The following is a 20,312-nucleotide window of genomic DNA, read 5'->3' on the forward strand; positions in this document are numbered from 1 at the left end:
AAGCAATTATATCCTTTAAAATACCTATAAAAAGGAAATCAGGAAGCTATATGTAAGTTTTTTAGTACTTTGAAGTTTATTGCATAAAAAAAATGCCTCTTATAATATAAGTGGCATTTTTTAAAAGTATCTTTTAATTATTTCTTGATAACTAACTTTTCTGAGTGTGAAAAATTAGTTCCTTGAATTTTTAGTATATACATTCCAGTAGCTAAATGATTAGCATTTATTGTAGATTGTTGGCTTAAAGAAATTTCTGAAGAAAATACGTTTCTACCATTCATATCATAAATAGTTGCTATAGCTTTTCCATAATTTTGAGCCACTTTAATATTTATGTTTCCATTAGAAGGGTTAGGAAAAATACTAAATGTATTTTCTGTGTTCTCTTCGATACTTAATGAATCTGGAGTAAATTGTCCAGAGAAAACTCCTCTTCCATAAGTTGCAGCAAAAACCATATTATCATCTCTTAAATCAAGATCCAATACTCTTACATTACTCATACCATTATATGCTTGTGTCCATGTAGGAGATGCTGCTGAAAAATTAGTAGTATACCAAGCACCTAACTCAGTACCAATAACTACCTCTTCTAAGTTTAAAGGGTTTTGAAGTATCGTTTTTACTGGTAAATCTGGTAAGTTACCATCTTTTTGTTCCCAGCTAACACCAGCATCACCAGAGTACCAAACGTTGTTAACTCCGTAATTATGTACAGTAACAAATATTTCATTTTCTGATTGTCCGTATTCTACATCCGAAATACTACCAACAATAAGTCTTTGATCTAAATTCGTCCAAGTTGGCGAAGCCGTATTCGCATTTTCAACTAAAATAATATCTCCTAAAACAGTACCAACTAACAACTTAGAAGATGTAGTAGTATGAGGAGAGACAGTAAAAGCAGTAGGCGTTGCAGTTAATTCTTCTGCATCTGTTAAATCTGTTTTTGTTAATGTAGCAGTAGATTTAATACCAGAATATCTTTTAATGATAACACCACCTGCAGTCGAAGAATAATTAGAATATAAAATATCTAAGTTAGAATCTAATGCTTGTGGATTAATAAATGAACCTATACTAGAGTTTTCACTATTTATGGTAACATTTGGTCCATCAAAATTATAAAGGTTAATGGCATCATTATACACATAATTTCTTATAAAATATCTATCTGTACCGTCTTGATCAAAGAAAGTATATGCACCGTCACCTCCATAAGGTTCTGTAGCACTATCTGTTCCTGTAGGGTTAGCATTTTCTAAAAGTTGTGTTCCATTATCTTGTAAACCACCTGCAAAAGTGTCTCCTGTAAATGCCGTTGTTGGCCCTACTCCAACCGTGTAGAATTGAGAAGTTACAAAACCATTATTTCTATCTTCTATTGTAGTACCATTATCGCTTGAATAGTAAACTCCTCCATCATTACCAAATAACATTTTGGTAGGATCATTTGGTGAAAATGCTACGGCGTGTTGATCTGCATGAACATATTGAATAGAACCTGAATACCAAAGAGAAAGCTGATTCCATGTTGTTGCCGATGCGCTTCCTGTTCCATTAGTAGTTTTAAATATATCAATTCCACCAGTATATACTATATTATCATTTGTAGGATCTAATGCAAGAGTTAAGTCGTAAAACGCTTGTCCTCTAGTAAAATCTGTAGCAGGAATACCAGAATCTATATCGTTTGGTAAAGGTTTTGTTTGTGTTAAGAAAGTAAGGTTAAAACCATTTGGCGAATACTTAATTGTAACTCCACCAGCACCTAATTGGGCTAATACATAAACTCTACCTGCAGTTAATTTTGAAGTTGCTATTTGCGTTCTTAATCCGTCAGAAACAGCATATTTTTGAACAAAAGTAGCACCGTTATCTTCTGATTTAAATATAATTCCACCACCATCACCATATAGTGCACTTGCAGTTGTAGCTAACCATACATCTCCATTTACATCATAATCTAAATCGTTAGGTTCGTGTTTATTTCCATCTGCAGTTAAAGGTAAATCTATTTCTGCCCAGTTTGCTCCAGCATCTGAAGATTTATATAAACCATAAGTTTCTCCTCCAACACTAGTTCCAGCATTAGAATCGGCATACGTACCTTCTCCAGCGGCAACATACACATCTGAAGTCCCTCCATTATCTACCACAATAATATCATTAATAAGTTGCACACCAGGAACAACTGTTGCTGTGAAGTCTCCTACAGCAGGATTTAATGAAGCGTTTACAGTTCCTGAAGCTAAAGCTGCTTCTAAAATATCTCCATTTTCTTTAGATATCATTACAGAAGGAATAGTAATAGTAGCATCTTCTCCTCCCATTGGAATTGGTTCTCCAGAAACATTGTTCATCATTATTGCACCAATAGCACCATTATCTTGAGCATGTTTTATTTTTTCAGTAAAGTTACAATCTCCTCTACGAATTAATGCTATTTTACCTGTTGCACTTGGACCAAAAGTATTACATCCTTCGGTTACAGGATCACTAGCTGTATCATTAGCTAAAATTAAATCCCCTGTAATTACAGCAGTAATTTCTGGACCAAAATTAGTTGTCGGAAAAGATTGGTAATTTCCAGCAATACTTGCTGGTGAGTTTACAGTAATATTAGATGCAGAAACAAAATAGCTATCTCCAGTGCTTCCACCAAAAATCTTAGCCCAAGTAGCACCTCCATCCGTAGATTTCCATACACCATCTCCTGTTGCATCACCTGATGTGTAAGACTCTCCTGTTCCTACATAAAATATATTTGTATTATTTGGATCGTATGTAATTACTGAAACTGCAATGTTTTCAGGAATTCCTACTCTTTCCCATACGGTACTTGCGCTAGATATATTTGAGTTTTTCCATAAACCTCCACTAACACCTCCTGCAAATACGGTATTGCTAGATGCGTCATTTGGATCGAACATTACTCCTCTAGTTCTTCCTCCTACATTATTAGGTCCACGAGAAATCCATCCATTATCCATAGCATCACCAGGAACTCTATTTGAAGCGAAATCATTTGCTCTTTGCTCATAAAGTTCTTTTTGTAATTCCGATACTTTTTCTGGAGTCGGTCTTCCTAATTCTGGATTCATGGTTAATTCCCACATTTCCTCGTAGTATTTGTTAGGAGGTAATCCTGCTGCTTTTCTTTCTTTTTTGTTTAACTTAAGTTGCTCTGTAAAAGGGCTTTTCTTTAAATTTTCAGCATGTAATTCTTTTAATTGTGTTACATCTAATTGTGTTACATCTTTTTTTGTTTCTTCGTTAGAATTACATCCAACTAACACGAAAACAAAAAACACGCTTAATAAATAGGTAATTTTTTTCATAGTATTATTTTTTAGTAGAATAGCAAATATAACAAAACTAGGGGTATAAAAAAAAATCTTAAATGTTAAAGCTTAGGCCTTTAATTTTCTTATAAACCATAATAGCTTTGCTATCGGAAAGCAAGGAAACATAATTACAAATACTTAGCAATCTCAAATACAAATTGTCTTCATTAATATTAATTGTTTGAGGTAATCTTTTAAGTATGAGCTTATCATAATTAGTAGGGGTTTCCTTATAATTATTATTAATTGCACTTGTATACACTTTTAATAGTGTATTTAACACCTGGTAGCCTGAAATTTCTTTATCTATAACTTCTTTAGATTGGTATACATTATCCACACTTATTTTAATAATATCGTTTATTTGTGCTTCATATTTACTTTTATCTAATAATGCAATATGAAATGTATCTTTTAATATTGCTTCCTCATTAGCAATAAAAACATCTACCGCTTCATTAATTAGTGTATTAATTGCTAAAGCTCTTAGATAACTAACTCTATCTTGCGTATTACTTAATTGGTGGTATTTTTTTGTGTTTATGGTTTCTCTAACCAAATTAATTAAATATTCTAAAGCATATTCTTCTTGAATTAAGCCCAGATTAATTCCGTCTTCAAAATCAATAATAGTGTAACAAATATCATCTGCCGCTTCTACTAAAAAAGCTAAAGGGTGACGAGAAAAACTGATATCTGTTTTACTTCTGCTTATTAAACCTAATTCATTTGCTACATCTAAAAAAGCTTCTTTTTCACTTTGAAAAAAACCATATTTTTTATCTGCAATATGTTTCGTTGGTTTTTTTGGTAACGACTCTTTAGGGTATTTCATGAAAGCACCAAGAGTTGCATAACTTAAGCGCAAACCACCTTGTCTACCAACTCTATTTTCTGTAACTATTTTAAAACCGTTAGCATTTCCTTCAAAATCACATAAATCCTGGTATTCTTTGGCTGTAAGCTCTTCTTTATATTTTTTACCTTCTCCTGTTTTAAAAAATTCTCCTATGGCCTTCTCTCCAGAATGCCCAAAAGGCGGATTACCTATATCATGTGCAAGTGCAGCTGATGCTACTATAGCTCCAAAATCATTTGCTTGATAACCATGAATATTTTGCAGATGAGGATACTTCTCTAATAGTTTCAACCCTACTTTTCTACCTAAAGATCTTGCAACTACACTTACTTCTAAACTATGCGTTAAACGAGTGTGTACAAAATCTGTTTGCGAAAGAGGTATCACCTGTGTTTTATCTTGTAGACTCCTAAATTCTGAAGAAAATATGATACGATCATAATCTACTTCGAAGCCTAACCGTGTTTCGTCTTGTTCTTTTCGTAACCTTTTATTTGTATCGCCAAAGCGCTTTAAAGAAAGTAATTGCTCCCAGTTCATAGTATATATTTAATCTTTTGCAAGATAGCATTTTTGAATGTTAAGAAATTATTTCCAAATAAAAATAATATGTAAATCTCATAACATTAAGCTAACCGTTTTATTACGCTTGTTTAATCTTTGGTTAACACCAACTTTACACACTTGGACTTTCTTTGCTCAAAATATTTAACTCAAAATAATTACAATTTAAAAACAAATTCTAATGAAAAAATTATTCGTATCTGCTGTAGCAGTATTAGCTTTAGGTTTCACTTCTTGTATAGAAGATGATGATACTCCTATTATAATTGAAGAGGTTACTAACAATTACGATAACAGCGGAAGTAGTGATGATGATTCATGTATAGTGAAAGCTGGTGGTATCGCTGTAAATGAAACTTGGACAGCTGACAATTGCTACATCTTAGACAGAAAAGTAGTAGTTCAAGAAGGTGTTACTTTAACAATTGAGCCAGGAACTATTATTAAAGGTCGTGCAGGAACTGGATCTTTATCTTCTGCATTAATTGTAGCTAGAGGTGGTGTACTTATCGCAGAAGGAACAGCTTCTCAACCAATTATTTTTACTTCAGAAGCAGATAATATCTCTATTGGTGAAACTGCTGGTACAAACTTAGACGAAAACAATATTGGTCTTTGGGGAGGAATCATTGTATTAGGGAATGCAACATGTTCTCTTTCTGGTGATGTTACTGAAAAACAAATTGAAGGTATTCCTGCTAGTGATACTTTTGGTTTATATGGTCCTGGTGATGCTGGAGCAATTGATGATCAAAACTCTGGTATTATACGATATGTTTCTATTCGTCATGGTGGTTCTTTATTAGGAGAAGGAAATGAAATTAACGGATTAACATTAGGTGGTGTTGGTTCTGGTACAACTTTAGATCATATAGAAGTTATCGCTAACAAAGATGACGGAATTGAATTCTTTGGTGGTACAGTAAGCGCTTCAAACTTATTAGTTTGGGCACAAGGTGATGACGGTTTAGATATAGACGAAGCATACTCTGGAACAATAACAAACGCTGTTGTAGCTTTAGGAGTTAATTCGGATCACGCATTAGAAATTGATGGTCCTGCAGGTTCTATTAATGGTGCTTGTATTTTACAAGACTTAACTTTAATTGGTAATGGATCTATAAACTCTGAATACGCAGATTATAGAGACAATGCACAAATAGCAACAAACAATGTATATGCTTTTGATTTTGGTGATGATTCTGATGTTGAATTAGACAACGATGGTATTGCTACCAACTACAACAATGGTCTTATTACTTTTAGTGATTGGCAAATTGTACTTCCTACTGGAGTTACTGCTGTGGAAGATATTTTTGTAAATAAAGCAACTACTGTAACCGTAACTGGTTTTGGTTCTGAAGCAACAGCTGTTTCTGCTGGAGCTAACACTGTTGGTGCAGATGCATCTGTTTTAAGCTGGACATTTGCAATTTCTACTGGAGGAGTAAGTCTATAATCTACTTCTTAGTATTAATTAGTAATAACTAAACTAATTAGTTGTTACAATTAAACAAAAATTTGTTTTAACAATTAAAAACATAAATATAGCAACTGCTCAAAATAGAGCAGTTGCTTTTATAGAAACAAAAATGAAATACTCAAAATATCTTTTCTGCATACTAACCTTTTTTATATCCTGTATTACATTAGCGCAAACAGGTCATGTTGCTGGTACTGTAATTGATGGAGATTTTACAGAACCACTTGCCTTTGCAAATGTTTTAGTAAAAGGAACAACTACCGGTACTGCTTCCGATTTTGATGGTAAGTATGATATTGAATTAGGTGAAGGAACGCATACTTTAATTTTTTCTTTTGTTGGGTATAACACACAAGAGATTACAGATGTAGTAATAAAAGCAGGAGAAGTTGTAACTCTAGATGTTACGCTTTCGGCTAATACGTTAGAAACCGTTGTTATATCAACATCTGTTAAAAGAAACACAGAAAATGCAGTATTAAATTTTCAAAAAAAATCGGCTAACTTATTAGATGGTCTTTCTGCACAAACCATTAAAAAAACTGGCGCAAGTAATATTGCTTCAGCGGTTAAAAGTGTGCCAGGAGTATCTGTAGAAGGCGGTAAATATGTGTATGTTCGTGGTCTTGGTGATCGTTACACTAAATCTATATTAAATGGTGTAGATATTCCTGGATTAGATCCAGATAGAAATACGATTCCAATGGATATTTTTCCAACGAACATAATAGATAATGTCATTGTTATTAAATCTGCAGCAGCAGAATATCCAGCAGATTTTACTGGTGGAATTGTTAATGTGGTTACTAAAGATTTTCCAACAAAAGAGGAATACTCAGTATCTCTTGGTATGTCTTACAATCCTAATATGCACCTTAAAGATAATTATTTAAGCTACGATGGTAGTAAATCTGATTTCTTAGGATATGATAATGGAGCTCGTAATAGACCTATTAATAGATACCAACCAATTCCAGGTACGTTTGAAAACAGACAATTGCTTACAAGTCTTACTAGTCGTTTTGACTCTCAATTAGGAGCAGATGTAGAAAACAGTGGTGTAAATTACGACTTTGGCTTTACCTTAGGTAATCAATTCGAAGTAGGTAATAATAAACTTGGGTATCAAGCATCGCTTTCTTACAAAAACAACACTACTTTATATGATGATGCTAAAGATGGTTCTTATACTAGAAACTCTAATGCAGATTTAAATGAGTTAGTTATAGATCGTACTGTTGAAGGAAGTATTGGTGTAAACGAAGTATTATTAAACGGTTTGATTGGGTTAGCATATAAAACAGATAATTCAAAATACAAATTAACTGCTTTGCATATTCAAAATGGCGAATCTACTGCCGGTCAATTTAATCAAGTAATTAGTGAAGCTCAAAATGGTTCTGGTTTATTAGATGGTACTAATGATGTACTTTTATATACTGAAAGATCTATTACAAACTTTGCAATTTCTGGTGATCACGCGTTAGACTCGAATTCGGACACAAAATTAGAATGGGTATTCTCTCCTTCATTCTCTAGAGTTTTAGATAAAGACCATAGAACTACTCCTTTAAGAATTCTAGAAAATAATGGTGTAACAGAATATCAAATTGATGCTAGTTCTGTTGGAAGTCCGCTTAGAGTTTGGAGAACTTTATCTGAAGAAAGCTGGGTTGGTAATGTTAACTTTAGTAAAAAATACGAATTATTTAATAGACCTGCTAAATTAAAAGTTGGTGGTGGATACACCTTTAAGTATCGAGATTTTAGTACCGACCAATATATCTTTGATGTAACTTCTCAAAATGTTGCAAATGGAGATGTAAATACATTATTAGCTGAAGAAAATTTATGGACACCAGACACACAATCTGGTACTTTTTTAGATCCTAACAATGCTTTTGATCCTAAAAATGCTTACGAAGGAAAATACACAGTTGGTTCTTTATATATTTCTAATGAATTTAATCCTACCGAAAAATTAAAAGCTATCATTGGGTTAAGAACAGAAAACTTTGATCTTTACTATACAGGGGTAACTAATGCTGGTGCTGTTGTTGGTGAAAACACAATTAGTGAATTTGACTTTTTCCCTTCAGCAAATTTAATTTATGCCGCTTCCGATAAAACTAATTTTAGAGGTTCTTATTCTAGAACAACAGCTAGACCTTCTTTTAAAGAAGCATCTACAGCACAAGTTTACGATCCTACTACAAATAGATTCTTTATTGGTGGTTTAGATAATAATACTTTTGACAACGTAAAACCATCTTATGTAAACAACTTTGATTTACGTTATGAAGTATTTAGAGAAAAAGGACAAATGATAGCTGTAAGTGGTTTCTATAAAGATTTTAAAGACCCTATTGAGCTAGTATCTTTCCCACAAGCTTCTAACCAAATTACGGTTACCAATACAGGTAATGCTCGTGTAATTGGAGCAGAAATTGAATTTAGACAAGCATTAGGTTTTATAGCTAATTCGCTTGAAAACTTACGTCTTACAACAAATGTATCTATTATAGATTCAGATTTAAAAATGACAGATAATGAATATGGTACTAGACTTGCAGCTGCTAGAAATGGAGAAAACATTAAAGACTCTAGAAATATGCAAGGGCAAGCACCTTATTTAATCAATGCTGGATTAGATTATGGTAATGACGACAAAGGTTTTAGAGCTGGTATATTCTATAACGTACAAGGAAAAACGCTAGAAGTTGTAGGTACTGGTTACGTTACAGATGTATATTCAAAACCTTTTCATAGTTTAAACTTTACATTTAATAAAGCTTTTGGTGAAGACAAAAACTCTGCTATCGATTTTAAAGTGACAAACATTTTAGGCTCAGATAGAGAAAGTGTTTACGAATCTTATCAAGCAGCCGACCAAGTATATCAATTACGTTCTCCTGGAACTGAAATTTCTTTAGGCTATTCGTATAAATTCTAATTTCATTTTTAGAAATAAAAAAAAAGCATCCTTAAAAAAAAGGATGCTTTTTTATTTAAACTATTACCAGTCTAATTAATCTCTTATTGCTAAAGTAGATTTATTAGACCATTCGTTAACACTAGTAATTAAATTATTACTATAATCAACTTCTTTTAAAACATTATTGTTCCAAAAAAACCATTTCCCTACTTTAATACCAACATTGTATTTAGCAGAAGCTGTTTTTACTCCTTTTGTATCATAACTTAACCATTCTCCTTGAAGCTTACCCTCTTTTGTAAAAAAACCGGTTTGACTCACAGTTCCATTATCGTGAAAGTATGTTGCTTCATATAAACTTGTGTCTTCGTTAAATTTTATACTTTTTTCATTTTGTGCAAAACTTACCATTGTAAATAATAGGATTGCTACAGTTATTATCTTTTTCATTTGTATATTTATTTAATTAATGATTCTGTAACAAATATATAATTATTTTTACAATTACGAAACTATTTGGTAACATTAAATTAACATTGAACGTGTATTTTCTTGATTAACAAGCCTTTGCACTTGTTTATTTTCTTAATCTTAACAAAAAAAGCTACTAAAAGAGGTTTTAATAATACTGAAAGCAACTTCCTTTAAAGAACATAACATTTTCGTAACATTGTGTTCAATTTAAAACAAGAAATTTGTTGCTTTAATTTTACCAATTATTTGATGGAGAATATCTATTTGTATATGATTATTGCGCTTGCTATTTTGGCTATTGCCGATTTAGTTGTTGGTGTAAGTAACGATGCTGTAAATTTTTTAAATTCAGCTATTGGCTCTAAAGCCATTTCGTTTAAAACTATTATGATTGTCGCTAGTGTTGGTGTAGCAGTTGGTGCTGTATTCTCTAGCGGAATGATGGAAGTTGCAAGAAAAGGAATCTTTAATCCTGGAGAATTTATGTTTAATGAAATCATGATTATTTTCATGGCAGTAATGATAACAGATATTCTGCTATTAGATTTCTTTAATACGATAGGAATGCCTACTTCTACAACAGTCTCTATTGTATTCGAATTACTAGGTGCTGCTGTTGCCATGGCGCTAATAAAAATTGGTCATGATGGCGGAAGCTTTAATGATTTAGTAAACTACATAAACACTTCTAAGGCTTCTCAAATTATTTTTGGAATCATACTCTCGGTAGTTGTCGCCTTTTCTATTGGCGCACTAGTACAATGGGTTTCTAGATTATTATTATCTTATAATTTTGAAAAGAAAGCAAAATGGGTTGGCGCTTTATTTGGTGGATTAGCACTTACAGCAATTACTTATTTTATTTTCATGAAAGGCTTAAAAGGCACATCATACGCTAGCCAACCTTTTGATCTTTTAGGAGGTGAAACCATGAAGGACTTTTTAGAACACCAAGTATTCTATATTATCATAGTAAGTTCTATAATCTGGTCTGTATTATCTTATCTAGCAATAATTCTTTTTAAAACAAACATTTACAAACTAATTATTGTAGTAGGTACATTTGCTTTAGCTCTTGCTTTTGCTGGAAATGATTTAGTGAATTTTATAGGTGTACCTATCGCAGCCTATAATGCATTTACAGAATGGACTGCCTCTGGATTAGCAGCAGAAGCATTTCCTATGGATGTATTGGCCGAAAAAGTACCAACAAATAACTTACTCCTTTTTATTGCGGGACTAATTATGGTATTAACCATATGGTTTTCAACTAAAGCTAAAAAAGTAGTAAAAACCTCTTTAGACTTATCTAGTCAAAGCGCAACAAAAGAACGCTTTCAACCAAACTTTTTATCTCGTGGATTTGTACGAGTTGCCATGGGAATGTCTCAAATGTCCTCGTACATTTTACCAGAATCTTGGCAAGAAAAAATTGAAAAACAATTTGAAGCTCCTGTAATAAAAGTATCTAAAGATAAAATACACGAATTACCTGCTTTCGATTTAGTGCGTGCGGCTGTTAACTTAATGGTTGCTGCTGTATTAATCTCTTTAGCCACTTCCTATAAACTTCCTTTATCTACAACCTATGTAACTTTTATGGTTGCCATGGGAACATCTTTAGCAGATAGAGCTTGGGGAGCAGAAAGTGCTGTGTATCGAGTAGCTGGTGTTATAAATGTAATTGGAGGTTGGTTCTTTACTGCTTTTAGTGCATTTCTTGCCGCTGCTTTAGTTGCTTATTTATTAAACTTAAACCTACAGGTAATGTTTCCTATTTTGCTTTTTGCAGCATTTGGTTTATTACTAAGAAACTATTTAGCACACAACAAAAAAAGCAAAGAAGAAAAAGCTGAAGATAGTTTAACAAAAGCAGAAAGCAGCTCTGTTCAAGGGGTGATACACGAAAGCGCAAGCAATATAGCAAGTGTCGTAAAACGTGGTAACAGAATTTACACGAATGCAGTAAGAGGTCTTGCAAAACAAGATTTAACTTTACTTAAAAAGAATAAAAAACAAGTTATTAAGCTATCAGATGAAATTGATGAATTACGAGACAACATCTTTTATTTTATTAAAAATTTAGACGAATCTAGTGTTGGAGCAAGTAATTTTTACATTAATATTTTAGGTTATCTACAGGACATGACACAGTCTTTAGAATATATATCTAGAGTAAGCCATAAACACATTAACAATAACCACAAGAAACTTAAATTTAACCAAATTAAAGAGTTAAAACAAGTAGATGATAAGTTAGAGATTTTATTTAATGATATTAAAGAAGCTTTCGATTCTGGTTCTTTTGAAAAAATTGGTGCTATTTTAAATGAAAAAACAGAAGTATACGATTTAGTAAAACAAAAGATCCAAGCACAAGTTGCACGTACACGTACCGAAGAATCAAGCCCGAAGAATACAACGCTTTATTTTGGGTTGTTATTAGAAACTAAAGATTTATTAAATGCTACTATGAATTTACTAGAAGAATATCATGGTGCACACGATAGTAGTATAAAACCTGCTACTATTATTGGAGAAGTAGAAGAAGAGTAAATAGTAATTACAGCTTTCTATATCACAAAAAACCACTTCATTAGAAGTGGTTTTTTGTATACAAACATATAATTATAGATGTACTTTAACTACAAAACAATTACTGCTAGGAAGCCAAATTGGCTATAAAAATAATGATAGGAGTGTTCATTTTATCTTTAAAAACAAAAAAACCACCTCTTTCAAGGTGGTTTTATAACACTTAATTAAATTTCACTAATTAGCCTTCGCAACTAGCACACTCTTTCTTCTGCTTAAATTTTTGAGCAGCGTTCATACTGTGTTGGTAATACAAAGATTTAACTCCTAATTTCCAAGCAGTAACGTATATATTATTAATATCTTTTACAGGCATATCTGGATGCACCATAATATTTAAAGATTGTCCTTGATCTATATGATTTTGTCTGTTAGCAGCTTGATAGATTATAGTCATCTGGTCTATTTCAGAATAGGTTTTAAACACATCTTTTTCATGCTCTGTAAGACCTTCTAAATGTTGTACAGAACCATCAAAATCACGAATACTCTTCCAAGTATCAATATTGTTCAACCCTTTTTCTTCTAAAAGATCCACTAAAAACGGATTTTTAATAGTCGTTTTAATTTTAGCAATATCTTTTACATAACTGTTAGACCAAATTGGCTCAATACCTTGAGATACTTGTCCTAAAATGAAAGCAGAAGATGTTGTTGGTGCAACAGCATTTAATGTTGTATTACGTCTTCCGTATCCTTTTAACACTTCTGGTTCCCCAAATAATCCTGCTAATTCTTCGGATGCTTTTTTAGACTTTTCACCAATAGTTTTAAATATTTCACTATTTAAGTTAAATGCTTCTTGACTATCAAAAGACAACATTTTAGATTGTAGTAACGAGTGCCATCCTAAGGCTCCCATTCCTAAAGCTCTATTTTCTTTTGCAAAGTTATATGCTTTTTCCATAAACATAAACGTTTGCTTATCGTCTCTATTTGTAGAGTCTCTATAGTCTTCTAATTTGGTAACAAACTCTTCTAAAACAGCATCTAAAAAGTATACCATCGTTTCTACAGCATCGGTATCTTTCCACTTATCATAATGTAATAAGTTTATAGAAGAAAGTACGCATACAAAAGACCATTTATCGTTAGTTGGCAACATGATTTCCGAGCACAAGTTACTTGCATAAATTTCATGATTCTTATCTTGATATACATCTGGCGCTGTATTATTAGCATTATCTTTAAAGAAGATATATGGATATCCTATTTCTCCTCTACGTTGTAATACTTTTGCCCAAATTGCTCTTTTATCGGAATCCCCATCGATCATCTCTTGCATCCAATCATTTCCAACGGTTACACCATGTGTTAATTCTTGAATCGGATTCCCTTCTGTTCCAATTTCTAAAAACTCATGAATATCTGGATGATCTATTGGTAAATATGGTGAAAAACGACCTCTTCTTACCGAACCTTGACTTACAACATCCACCATTTTTTCAAAAAGTTGCATGATATGTACTGCTCCCGAAGATTCTCCATTATTTTTAACTGGAGCACCACGATGACGAAGTTTACCAAAATAACCAGAGGTACCACCTCCAAGTTTAGACATCATCCCTACTTCCGATTGTGTATAAAGAATATCCCCCATATCATCTGATATATGGGAACCAAAACAGCTAATAGGAAGCCCTCTTCTTTTACCAAAGTTAGACCAAACCGGTGAAGCTAATGAGTAATAGCCTTCTGCCATATACCCATAAAACTTATCTGCAAAACCATCTATTTTTAAAATAGTTTCGGCTCTTTCGGCTATTTCTCTAATTCTTTCTTCTGGAGTTGTATTTTCTGTTAAGTAACCTGAAGCTAAAAACTTGCGACTGTTTTCTGTTAACCATTTAATTTCTGGTTGTTTATTGGCTTCTTTTCTGGCTTCTTTTCTAGCGTTAATTAATTCATCATAGTTTGAAGCTTTTGCCTCTTGGCTTATGTTTGCTTCGGTGTTTTGTTTTGTTTGGTTGTTCATCTTAAAATAGGTCGTCGCTAGTTATACTTTTTGTTCTTTTGCTATAGTTTATAGATCGTTTCACGAAGAAATCTCCATGTTTTGTTCCTATAATCTCGTCGTCAAACCATTCGGTTTGCGCAATTAATTTTTCGTTTACTTCAAATACTTTATCAATTCCTATACTCTCTAAAGAGTTATTAAAACGGTTTTTAATAAACTCGTTAATAACATCTTTTGGTAAGAAATCTAATTCCCCTGCTTCAAAAATCCAGTCTATAATTTTACTTTCCGATTCGAATGCTTCTTTACATAATTCTTGTACAGATGCTGCATGTGCTTCGTCAAACCATGTTGGGTTTTCGGCTTTAATAATTTTAATAATGTCAATTCCGAAGTCACCATGAATTTGTTCTTCTTTAGAGGTTGCTTCTACAACATTAGAAACTCCTTTAAGCATATTTTTATGCTTATTGAATGCCATAATTATTAAAAACTGAGAAAACAGAGATACGTGTTCTATAAATAAAGAGAATAGCAAAATAGATTCTGCATACTCTTTATTGTCTTCACTCTTAGAATTTTTTAAAGCCATTTCTAAATAATGCACACGACGCATAATTACTGGCTTTTTCTTTATGTTTTTAAACTCGTTGTTCAATCCTAATATTTCTAACAAATGCGAATAAGCGTCTTGATGTCGCACTTCACTTTCTGCAAAAGTTGCTCCTACAGAACCAATTTCTGGCTTTGGCATTTTATTATAAATCTCTCCCCAAAAATTCTTTACTGCAACTTCAATTTGAGAAATTGCTAGCATGGTATTTTTTATTGCATTTTGCTCTACTACAGTAAGTCTTGTTTTAAAATCTTGTATATCGCTAGTAAAGTTAAATTCAGAGTGAATCCAATACGAATGTCTAATGGCATCCACATAATCATTAAGCGCTGGATATTCATAAGGCTTAAGATTTATACGTTTTTCAAAAATATTAGTTTTTCTATTTCTAGTTTGCTCGTCTCTATATAAGATATAGGCTTTAGCAACATTAGGGAATTCGCTTCCCATTAATTTCTCTTCTACAAGATCTTGTACTTGTTCTACCGTTGGTACATATCTGTAGTCTTTTTCTTTTCGATCTAAAAGCGCTTTAAGAACATTTATAGAAATGGTATTCGCATCTTCTTTAGTTCCATTACCAACAGAAAGCATCGCCTTTTCAATGGCATTAGAAATTTTATTTAAAACAAAAGGACTTGTTTCATAATCTCTTTTAATAATTTGCGTAATCTCCATAATCTCTTTATTAAATAGCTAGCTAGTTATTTAGAATGATTTGCATCATTTAAAAACGTATTAGTAAATCTGTAAAAACGTTGTTATATTTTCCTTTTAAAGGAATAAAAAAGGGCGTATTCATTAAAAAAAATTGATTTTCCATTACTTTTTTTTATTAAAGAAAACAGAAAATCTATTTTGTTTTTTTTGCCTTGAACAAAGATTGACAATTGTGCTTAAAAATGAAAGGGTATTTTGTAAACGTTGTCAACAAGTTTTTAACAACCTAGTGTTCACGTTGTTTTTCAAAGGATTTTCAGCAATTACAACAACCAACTAACTACCAATACGTTGAACACACCAACACTTTGTTAACAGCAGTAAAATAAGGGTTTGTTAATTTTATAAAACAAAAAAAAACGAGCGTTTATAACACTCGTTTTTCTCCCTAAAATAACTAACTGAAATAACTAAAAAAATCAATCAATATCTTTACAATATTTTTGTATTTCAAAATAATGCATGTCTACTAATAGCAAATAGATATTGATTATTTTTTACAATTAATAGCAATGCTAATATCTAGGTTTTTCTCAAAAAACATACACACAAATGTATAGTTGGTAAGCTATTTTGTATAGTTGGTAACTATAATACTTTTGAAACCTAAGAAAATAGTAAACGATACTTATTATACAAAAAAAGTTACCAGCTATACATAATAAAGTTAAAGCTTCACTTTATATTATTATATTTGATATTATGATAAAAGCAGTAATTGTAGATGATGAACCTAAAGCAATCCAAAGTCTAAGTTGGGAACTAGGTCATTTTAACAAAGACATAGAAGTTATAGAAACTTTTTCTAGCCCTGAAAAGGCTATTACATTTTTAAATAAAACAGCAAACACACCAGACTGCCTGTTTTTAGATATACAAATGCCTACCATGGATGGGTTTCAGTTTTTAGCAAAAATAACCAATAAAGATTTTGCTGTAATTATTACCACTGCTTATGATGAATATGCTATTAAAGCCATAAAACATGAAGCCATAGATTACTTATTAAAACCTATAGATTCTGATGACTTAAGTAGTACTATTAGCAAATTAAAAAATCTACAAACTAAAGACATCAATTACGACAAGTTAGAAGAATTATTCTATAAGTTTAATGAAGAAAACAGTAAGCAAAAAATTACTATTAACACAGACGGGAAGCTCATTTTTTTAAATGTAGATGACATACTTTTTATTGAATCTGATGGTAATTATAGCACACTTATTTTAAAAGACAACCAAAAACTAGTAGTTACAAAAAAACTAAAAGAAGTAAATGCTTTACTGCCAGAAAGAATGTTTTTTAGAATTCACAACTCTTATATAATAAACCTAAACAAGGTTAAAGAATTTATTAAAACAGAAGGTTATGTTGTTATGCAATCCAACCATAAAATACCTGTTGCTAGACAACGCAAACTAGATTTTTTAGACAGACTTTAAGTACATGCAAAAACTAAAAAAGACGATATTAAAGTGCTTAAAACTAATTATAGTTTTCTGGTTAGCAAACAATCTACATGCACAACAACCTGTAGACACCAATTTTAATGCACAAATAGAAGAACTTTTAGAAAGAAAACCGAGTAGTTATCAAGAGCTTTATTCTCTTTTTAACCCCATTAGTAACGACACCATTAAAATGCGTTACTTGTCTATTAAAAGCAAAGAAGCAAAATACTTAGAAGGGGAAAGTTATGCCTTAAACATGATAGGTATTTTTTATAGAAACACCTCTAAATACAATGAAGCTTTAGCGCTTCATAAACAAGCGCAAGAATTAGCAATACAAGCGAATAATTTAGAATTACAAGTAATAAGCTTAAACATGCTTGGTGTAGTAAACAGAAGGCTAGACTTAATTCGTTATGCGTTAGATTTTCACAAACAAGCTTTAGATCTTGCTGAAACCGAAAAACAACCTTCCATTAACTTAAAACGGAGTATTGCTGTTTCCAGAAATAGCATGGGAAACATTTATTTAGCATTAAAACAATATGATTTAGCGCTAATTCAATTTAACCAATCTTTAGAAATTGAAAAATCTTTAGACAATAAACTAGGATTAGCCATTAACTATCAAAACATTGGATACGTAAAAGAAAGCAAAGGCTTACTAGAAGATGCGCTTGCAGACTACAAAACATCTTTAGATTATAACAGTCAGATAAATTCTGATATTGGTCGTGTAATATGCTACAACAGTATTGGTGTAATTTATATAAAACAAGAAAAATTTAAAGAAGCAGAAACCACACTTAACTTTGCTTTACAAAAAGCATTACAATTAAATGATCAATATCACATTGCACCAGTTTACATTAATTTAGGATGGCTACAATTAAAACAAAACAAATTTGAAATTTCGGAAAAGAACTTAACAAAAGGATTAAAAACATCGAATGATTACAATTTAGTGTCATCAAAAATTGATGCTTACAAATATCTTTCTAAAGTATACGAATTAAAAAGAGACTATAAAAAATCTAACGAATATTACAAAGCACATGTAGCCCTAGACCAAACAGTAACTAACGAAAGAAATTTACAATATGTAAATGATTTGGTAATTAAATATGAAAGCGAAAAGAAAAACAATCAAATAAAAGAGTTAGCCAGTGAAAATGAAATAGTAAAACTGCGCTTAGCACAAAACAGAAGAATCCTTTTATTAAGTGTATTTGGAGCTGTATTAACCTTAGGAATTTTATTTGTTTTAAATAGACAGAAAAGGTTAAAAAGCGAAAAACAAATCATCATGTTGGAGCAAGATATGTTGCGCAATCAAATGAATCCACATTTTATTTTCAATACTCTCAACTCTATTAAATTATATATTATAAATAATGAAAAGGAAAACGCCGTTTACTATTTAAACAAGTTTTCTAAACTAATTCGAAAAATTTTAGTCGCATCTACAGAAAAAGAGATTTCTTTAGCAGAAGAAATAGAAACAATGACACTTTACATGAACATTGAAAACATACGATTTGATAATGAAATTAAATACAAAGTAGATATTGATAAAAATGTAAATACCGAAACCATCAAAGTACCATCTCTTATTTTACAACCATTTTTAGAAAATGCCTTGTGGCATGGTTTATCTTCTAAAACAAAAAACAAAGAGATTCATGTACATATTGAAAAACCAAAACATAATGCCGTTTCTATCTACATAACAGATAATGGCATAGGTAGAGTTGCTTCCGAAAAAATCAACAAACAAAAAACACTAAAACGAAAATCTGTTGGTATCTCTATCACTAAAGAACGATTAGAAAATTTCTCGAAACAATTCACAAACGACTATACACTTGAAATAATAGATTTATACAATGCAAATAATCAAGCTAGCGGAACAAAAGTAATAATAGAAATCCCTACGGAAGAAATTAAACTAAGAACAGCTTAATACTTATTTTTTCATGGTTGCTGCAACCTTTTCTAATTCGGCATACCAATCTTCACCAAACTTCCTAATCAAAGCCTGTTTAACAAATTTATAAACTGGCACCTGAAGTTCTGCACCAAGCGTACATGCATCATCGCAAATTTCCCATTTATCATAATTTACAGCAGAAAACTCGGAATACTCTTTCACTCGAATTGGATACAAATGACAGGACACTGGTTTTTTCCAATCTATATCTCCTTGATTATAGGCCTCTTCAATTCCACAAAGTGCAGTTTTTTTATCATCAAAAATCACATATGCGCAATCTGCCCCATTAATTAACGGTGTTTCTAAATCGCCAAAATCAGTAACTATAGAAGTACCTTGGGCCTCAATAGCAGCAATACCTTCTTTACGTAAATATGGTTTTACTTTCGAATAAATATCTGCAAGTATTTTAACCTCCTCTTTATCTAAAGGTGCACCAGCATCTCCATCTATACAACAAGCACCTTTGCAGGCAGATAAGTTACATACAAAATCTTTTTGTACAATATCTTCAGATATAATTGTTTTTCCTAGTTGAAACATGTTACAAATATACTAGATATTACACTAAAAAAACGAACAATTAAAGCACATAAAATTTACGATTATTTAATGTTATGAATCCTTTTTTTATACCGACATTTGCACCGAAATTTAAAAGCGAAAACAATGCAACTTGATTTTAAAGAAATATTTACAGCATTTATGATACTATTTGCTGTAATTGATATTATAGGAAACATTCCAATAATTATTGATTTACGAAAAAAAGTAGGCCACATCCAAAGTGAAAAAGCATCTATTATTGCTGGTGTAATAATGATTATTTTTTTGTTTTTAGGACAAAATATACTCTCCCTAATTGGTGTAGGCGTTAATAGTTTTGCAGTAGCAGGCTCTTTTATCTTATTTTTTATTGCTCTAGAAATGATTCTTGGGATTACTTTATATAAGGAAGAAGAAAACAGTGCAATGACAGCTTCTGTTTTTCCGTTAGCATTTCCATTAATTGCTGGACCAGGAAGTTTAACCACTTTACTATCTTTACGTGCCGAATACAGAATAGAAAATATTATAGTTGCCGTTTTATTCAATGTTTTAATTATCTTTATTGTGTTAAAAACTTCTGCTAGAATTGAAAAACTAATTGGTCAAAACGGGATTAGCATTATTAGAAAAGTTTTTGGAGTTATCCTTTTAGCTATTGCAGTAAAGTTATTTGCACACAATATTAAAGCACTTTTTATATAGAGGAAATGTTAGGGTTAAAAAGTTTAATCTGAAAAACAAAATCACAGATATTATAGTGCCTAT

The 20,312-nt window shown here is 31.6% G+C and carries 12 protein-coding genes; 6 read left to right on the forward strand and 6 right to left on the reverse strand.

Features of this window, described 5'->3' with window-relative positions:
- Positions 1–137 precede the first annotated feature (137 nt).
- On the reverse strand, positions 138–3,344 hold the full coding sequence (locus tag Q4512_RS06110; protein WP_303422926.1) for a PA domain-containing protein: 3,207 nt from the start codon (positions 3,342–3,344) through the stop codon (positions 138–140).
- A gap of 58 nt (positions 3,345–3,402) precedes the next feature.
- A complete protein-coding gene (locus Q4512_RS06115) occupies positions 3,403–4,749 on the reverse strand; it encodes a deoxyguanosinetriphosphate triphosphohydrolase (protein WP_303422929.1) in 1,347 nt (448 codons plus the stop codon).
- A 205-nt stretch (positions 4,750–4,954) separates the two neighbouring features.
- Between Q4512_RS06115 and Q4512_RS06120 the strand changes: the two genes are divergently transcribed.
- Together Q4512_RS06120 and Q4512_RS06125 are read left to right on the forward strand one after the other, a co-directional pair.
- Positions 4,955–6,232, forward strand: a complete 1,278-nt coding sequence (locus Q4512_RS06120; protein ID WP_303422932.1) for a hypothetical protein — start codon at positions 4,955–4,957, stop codon at positions 6,230–6,232.
- Positions 6,233–6,365: 133 nt separating this feature from the next.
- Positions 6,366–9,209: a TonB-dependent receptor gene (locus tag Q4512_RS06125; RefSeq protein ID WP_303422935.1), complete on the forward strand. Its 2,844-nt coding sequence runs from the start codon at positions 6,366–6,368 to the stop codon at positions 9,207–9,209.
- Between the two features lie 75 nt (positions 9,210–9,284).
- Here Q4512_RS06125 and Q4512_RS06130 read toward each other — a convergent pair whose 3' ends face one another.
- Positions 9,285–9,641, reverse strand: a complete 357-nt coding sequence (locus Q4512_RS06130; protein WP_303422938.1) for a nicotinic acid mononucleotide adenyltransferase — start codon at positions 9,639–9,641, stop codon at positions 9,285–9,287.
- A 273-nt stretch (positions 9,642–9,914) separates the two neighbouring features.
- Between Q4512_RS06130 and Q4512_RS06135 the strand changes: the two genes are divergently transcribed.
- A complete protein-coding gene (locus tag Q4512_RS06135) occupies positions 9,915–12,221 on the forward strand; it encodes an inorganic phosphate transporter (protein ID WP_303422940.1) in 2,307 nt (768 codons plus the stop codon).
- A 220-nt stretch (positions 12,222–12,441) separates the two neighbouring features.
- Here Q4512_RS06135 and Q4512_RS06140 read toward each other — a convergent pair whose 3' ends face one another.
- Together Q4512_RS06140 and Q4512_RS06145 are read right to left on the reverse strand one after the other, a co-directional pair.
- Positions 12,442–14,235, reverse strand: coding sequence for a ribonucleoside-diphosphate reductase subunit alpha (locus tag Q4512_RS06140; protein WP_303422943.1), 1,794 nt, complete (start codon positions 14,233–14,235; stop codon positions 12,442–12,444).
- 1 nt (position 14,236) lies between these two features.
- Positions 14,237–15,511: a ribonucleotide-diphosphate reductase subunit beta gene (locus Q4512_RS06145; protein WP_303422946.1), complete on the reverse strand. Its 1,275-nt coding sequence runs from the start codon at positions 15,509–15,511 to the stop codon at positions 14,237–14,239.
- Positions 15,512–16,255: 744 nt separating this feature from the next.
- Between Q4512_RS06145 and Q4512_RS06150 the strand changes: the two genes are divergently transcribed.
- Positions 16,256–16,996 carry a LytTR family DNA-binding domain-containing protein gene (locus tag Q4512_RS06150; RefSeq protein ID WP_303422948.1) on the forward strand — a complete coding sequence of 247 codons (741 nt, stop codon included), beginning with the start codon at positions 16,256–16,258 and terminating at the stop codon, positions 16,994–16,996.
- A 4-nt stretch (positions 16,997–17,000) separates the two neighbouring features.
- On the forward strand, positions 17,001–18,968 hold the full coding sequence (locus tag Q4512_RS06155) for a tetratricopeptide repeat protein (protein WP_303422951.1): 1,968 nt from the start codon (positions 17,001–17,003) through the stop codon (positions 18,966–18,968).
- 3 nt (positions 18,969–18,971) lie between these two features.
- Here the strand turns inward: Q4512_RS06155 and Q4512_RS06160 are convergent, their stop codons facing one another.
- Positions 18,972–19,541 carry a DUF3109 family protein gene (locus Q4512_RS06160; protein WP_303422954.1) on the reverse strand — a complete coding sequence of 190 codons (570 nt, stop codon included), beginning with the start codon at positions 19,539–19,541 and terminating at the stop codon, positions 18,972–18,974.
- 126 nt (positions 19,542–19,667) lie between these two features.
- Here Q4512_RS06160 and Q4512_RS06165 point away from each other — a divergent pair, with 126 nt between their 5' ends.
- Positions 19,668–20,249 (forward strand): MarC family protein, encoded by a 582-nt coding sequence (locus Q4512_RS06165; protein ID WP_303422957.1) that lies wholly within the window; start codon positions 19,668–19,670, stop codon positions 20,247–20,249.
- Positions 20,250–20,312: the final 63 nt, after the last annotated feature.

It is taken from the genome of Oceanihabitans sp. 2_MG-2023 (assembly GCF_030547245.1).
Classification (GTDB): domain Bacteria; phylum Bacteroidota; class Bacteroidia; order Flavobacteriales; family Flavobacteriaceae; genus Oceanihabitans.

Bases quoted from the DNA above. Each gene is read 5' to 3' on its own strand.
- Q4512_RS06110 (WP_303422926.1), bottom strand. From the start codon at position 3,344: ATGAAAAAAATTACCTATTTATTAAGCGTGTTTTTTGTTTTCGTGTTA.
- Q4512_RS06115 (WP_303422929.1), bottom strand. From the start codon at position 4,749: ATGAACTGGGAGCAATTACTTTCTTTAAAGCGCTTTGGCGATACAAAT.
- Q4512_RS06120 (WP_303422932.1), top strand. From the start codon at position 4,955: ATGAAAAAATTATTCGTATCTGCTGTAGCAGTATTAGCTTTAGGTTTC.
- Q4512_RS06125 (WP_303422935.1), top strand. From the start codon at position 6,366: ATGAAATACTCAAAATATCTTTTCTGCATACTAACCTTTTTTATATCC.
- Q4512_RS06130 (WP_303422938.1), bottom strand. From the start codon at position 9,641: ATGAAAAAGATAATAACTGTAGCAATCCTATTATTTACAATGGTAAGT.
- Q4512_RS06135 (WP_303422940.1), top strand. From the start codon at position 9,915: ATGGAGAATATCTATTTGTATATGATTATTGCGCTTGCTATTTTGGCT.
- Q4512_RS06140 (WP_303422943.1), bottom strand. From the start codon at position 14,235: ATGAACAACCAAACAAAACAAAACACCGAAGCAAACATAAGCCAAGAG.
- Q4512_RS06145 (WP_303422946.1), bottom strand. From the start codon at position 15,511: ATGGAGATTACGCAAATTATTAAAAGAGATTATGAAACAAGTCCTTTT.
- Q4512_RS06150 (WP_303422948.1), top strand. From the start codon at position 16,256: ATGATAAAAGCAGTAATTGTAGATGATGAACCTAAAGCAATCCAAAGT.
- Q4512_RS06155 (WP_303422951.1), top strand. From the start codon at position 17,001: ATGCAAAAACTAAAAAAGACGATATTAAAGTGCTTAAAACTAATTATA.
- Q4512_RS06160 (WP_303422954.1), bottom strand. From the start codon at position 19,541: ATGTTTCAACTAGGAAAAACAATTATATCTGAAGATATTGTACAAAAA.
- Q4512_RS06165 (WP_303422957.1), top strand. From the start codon at position 19,668: ATGCAACTTGATTTTAAAGAAATATTTACAGCATTTATGATACTATTT.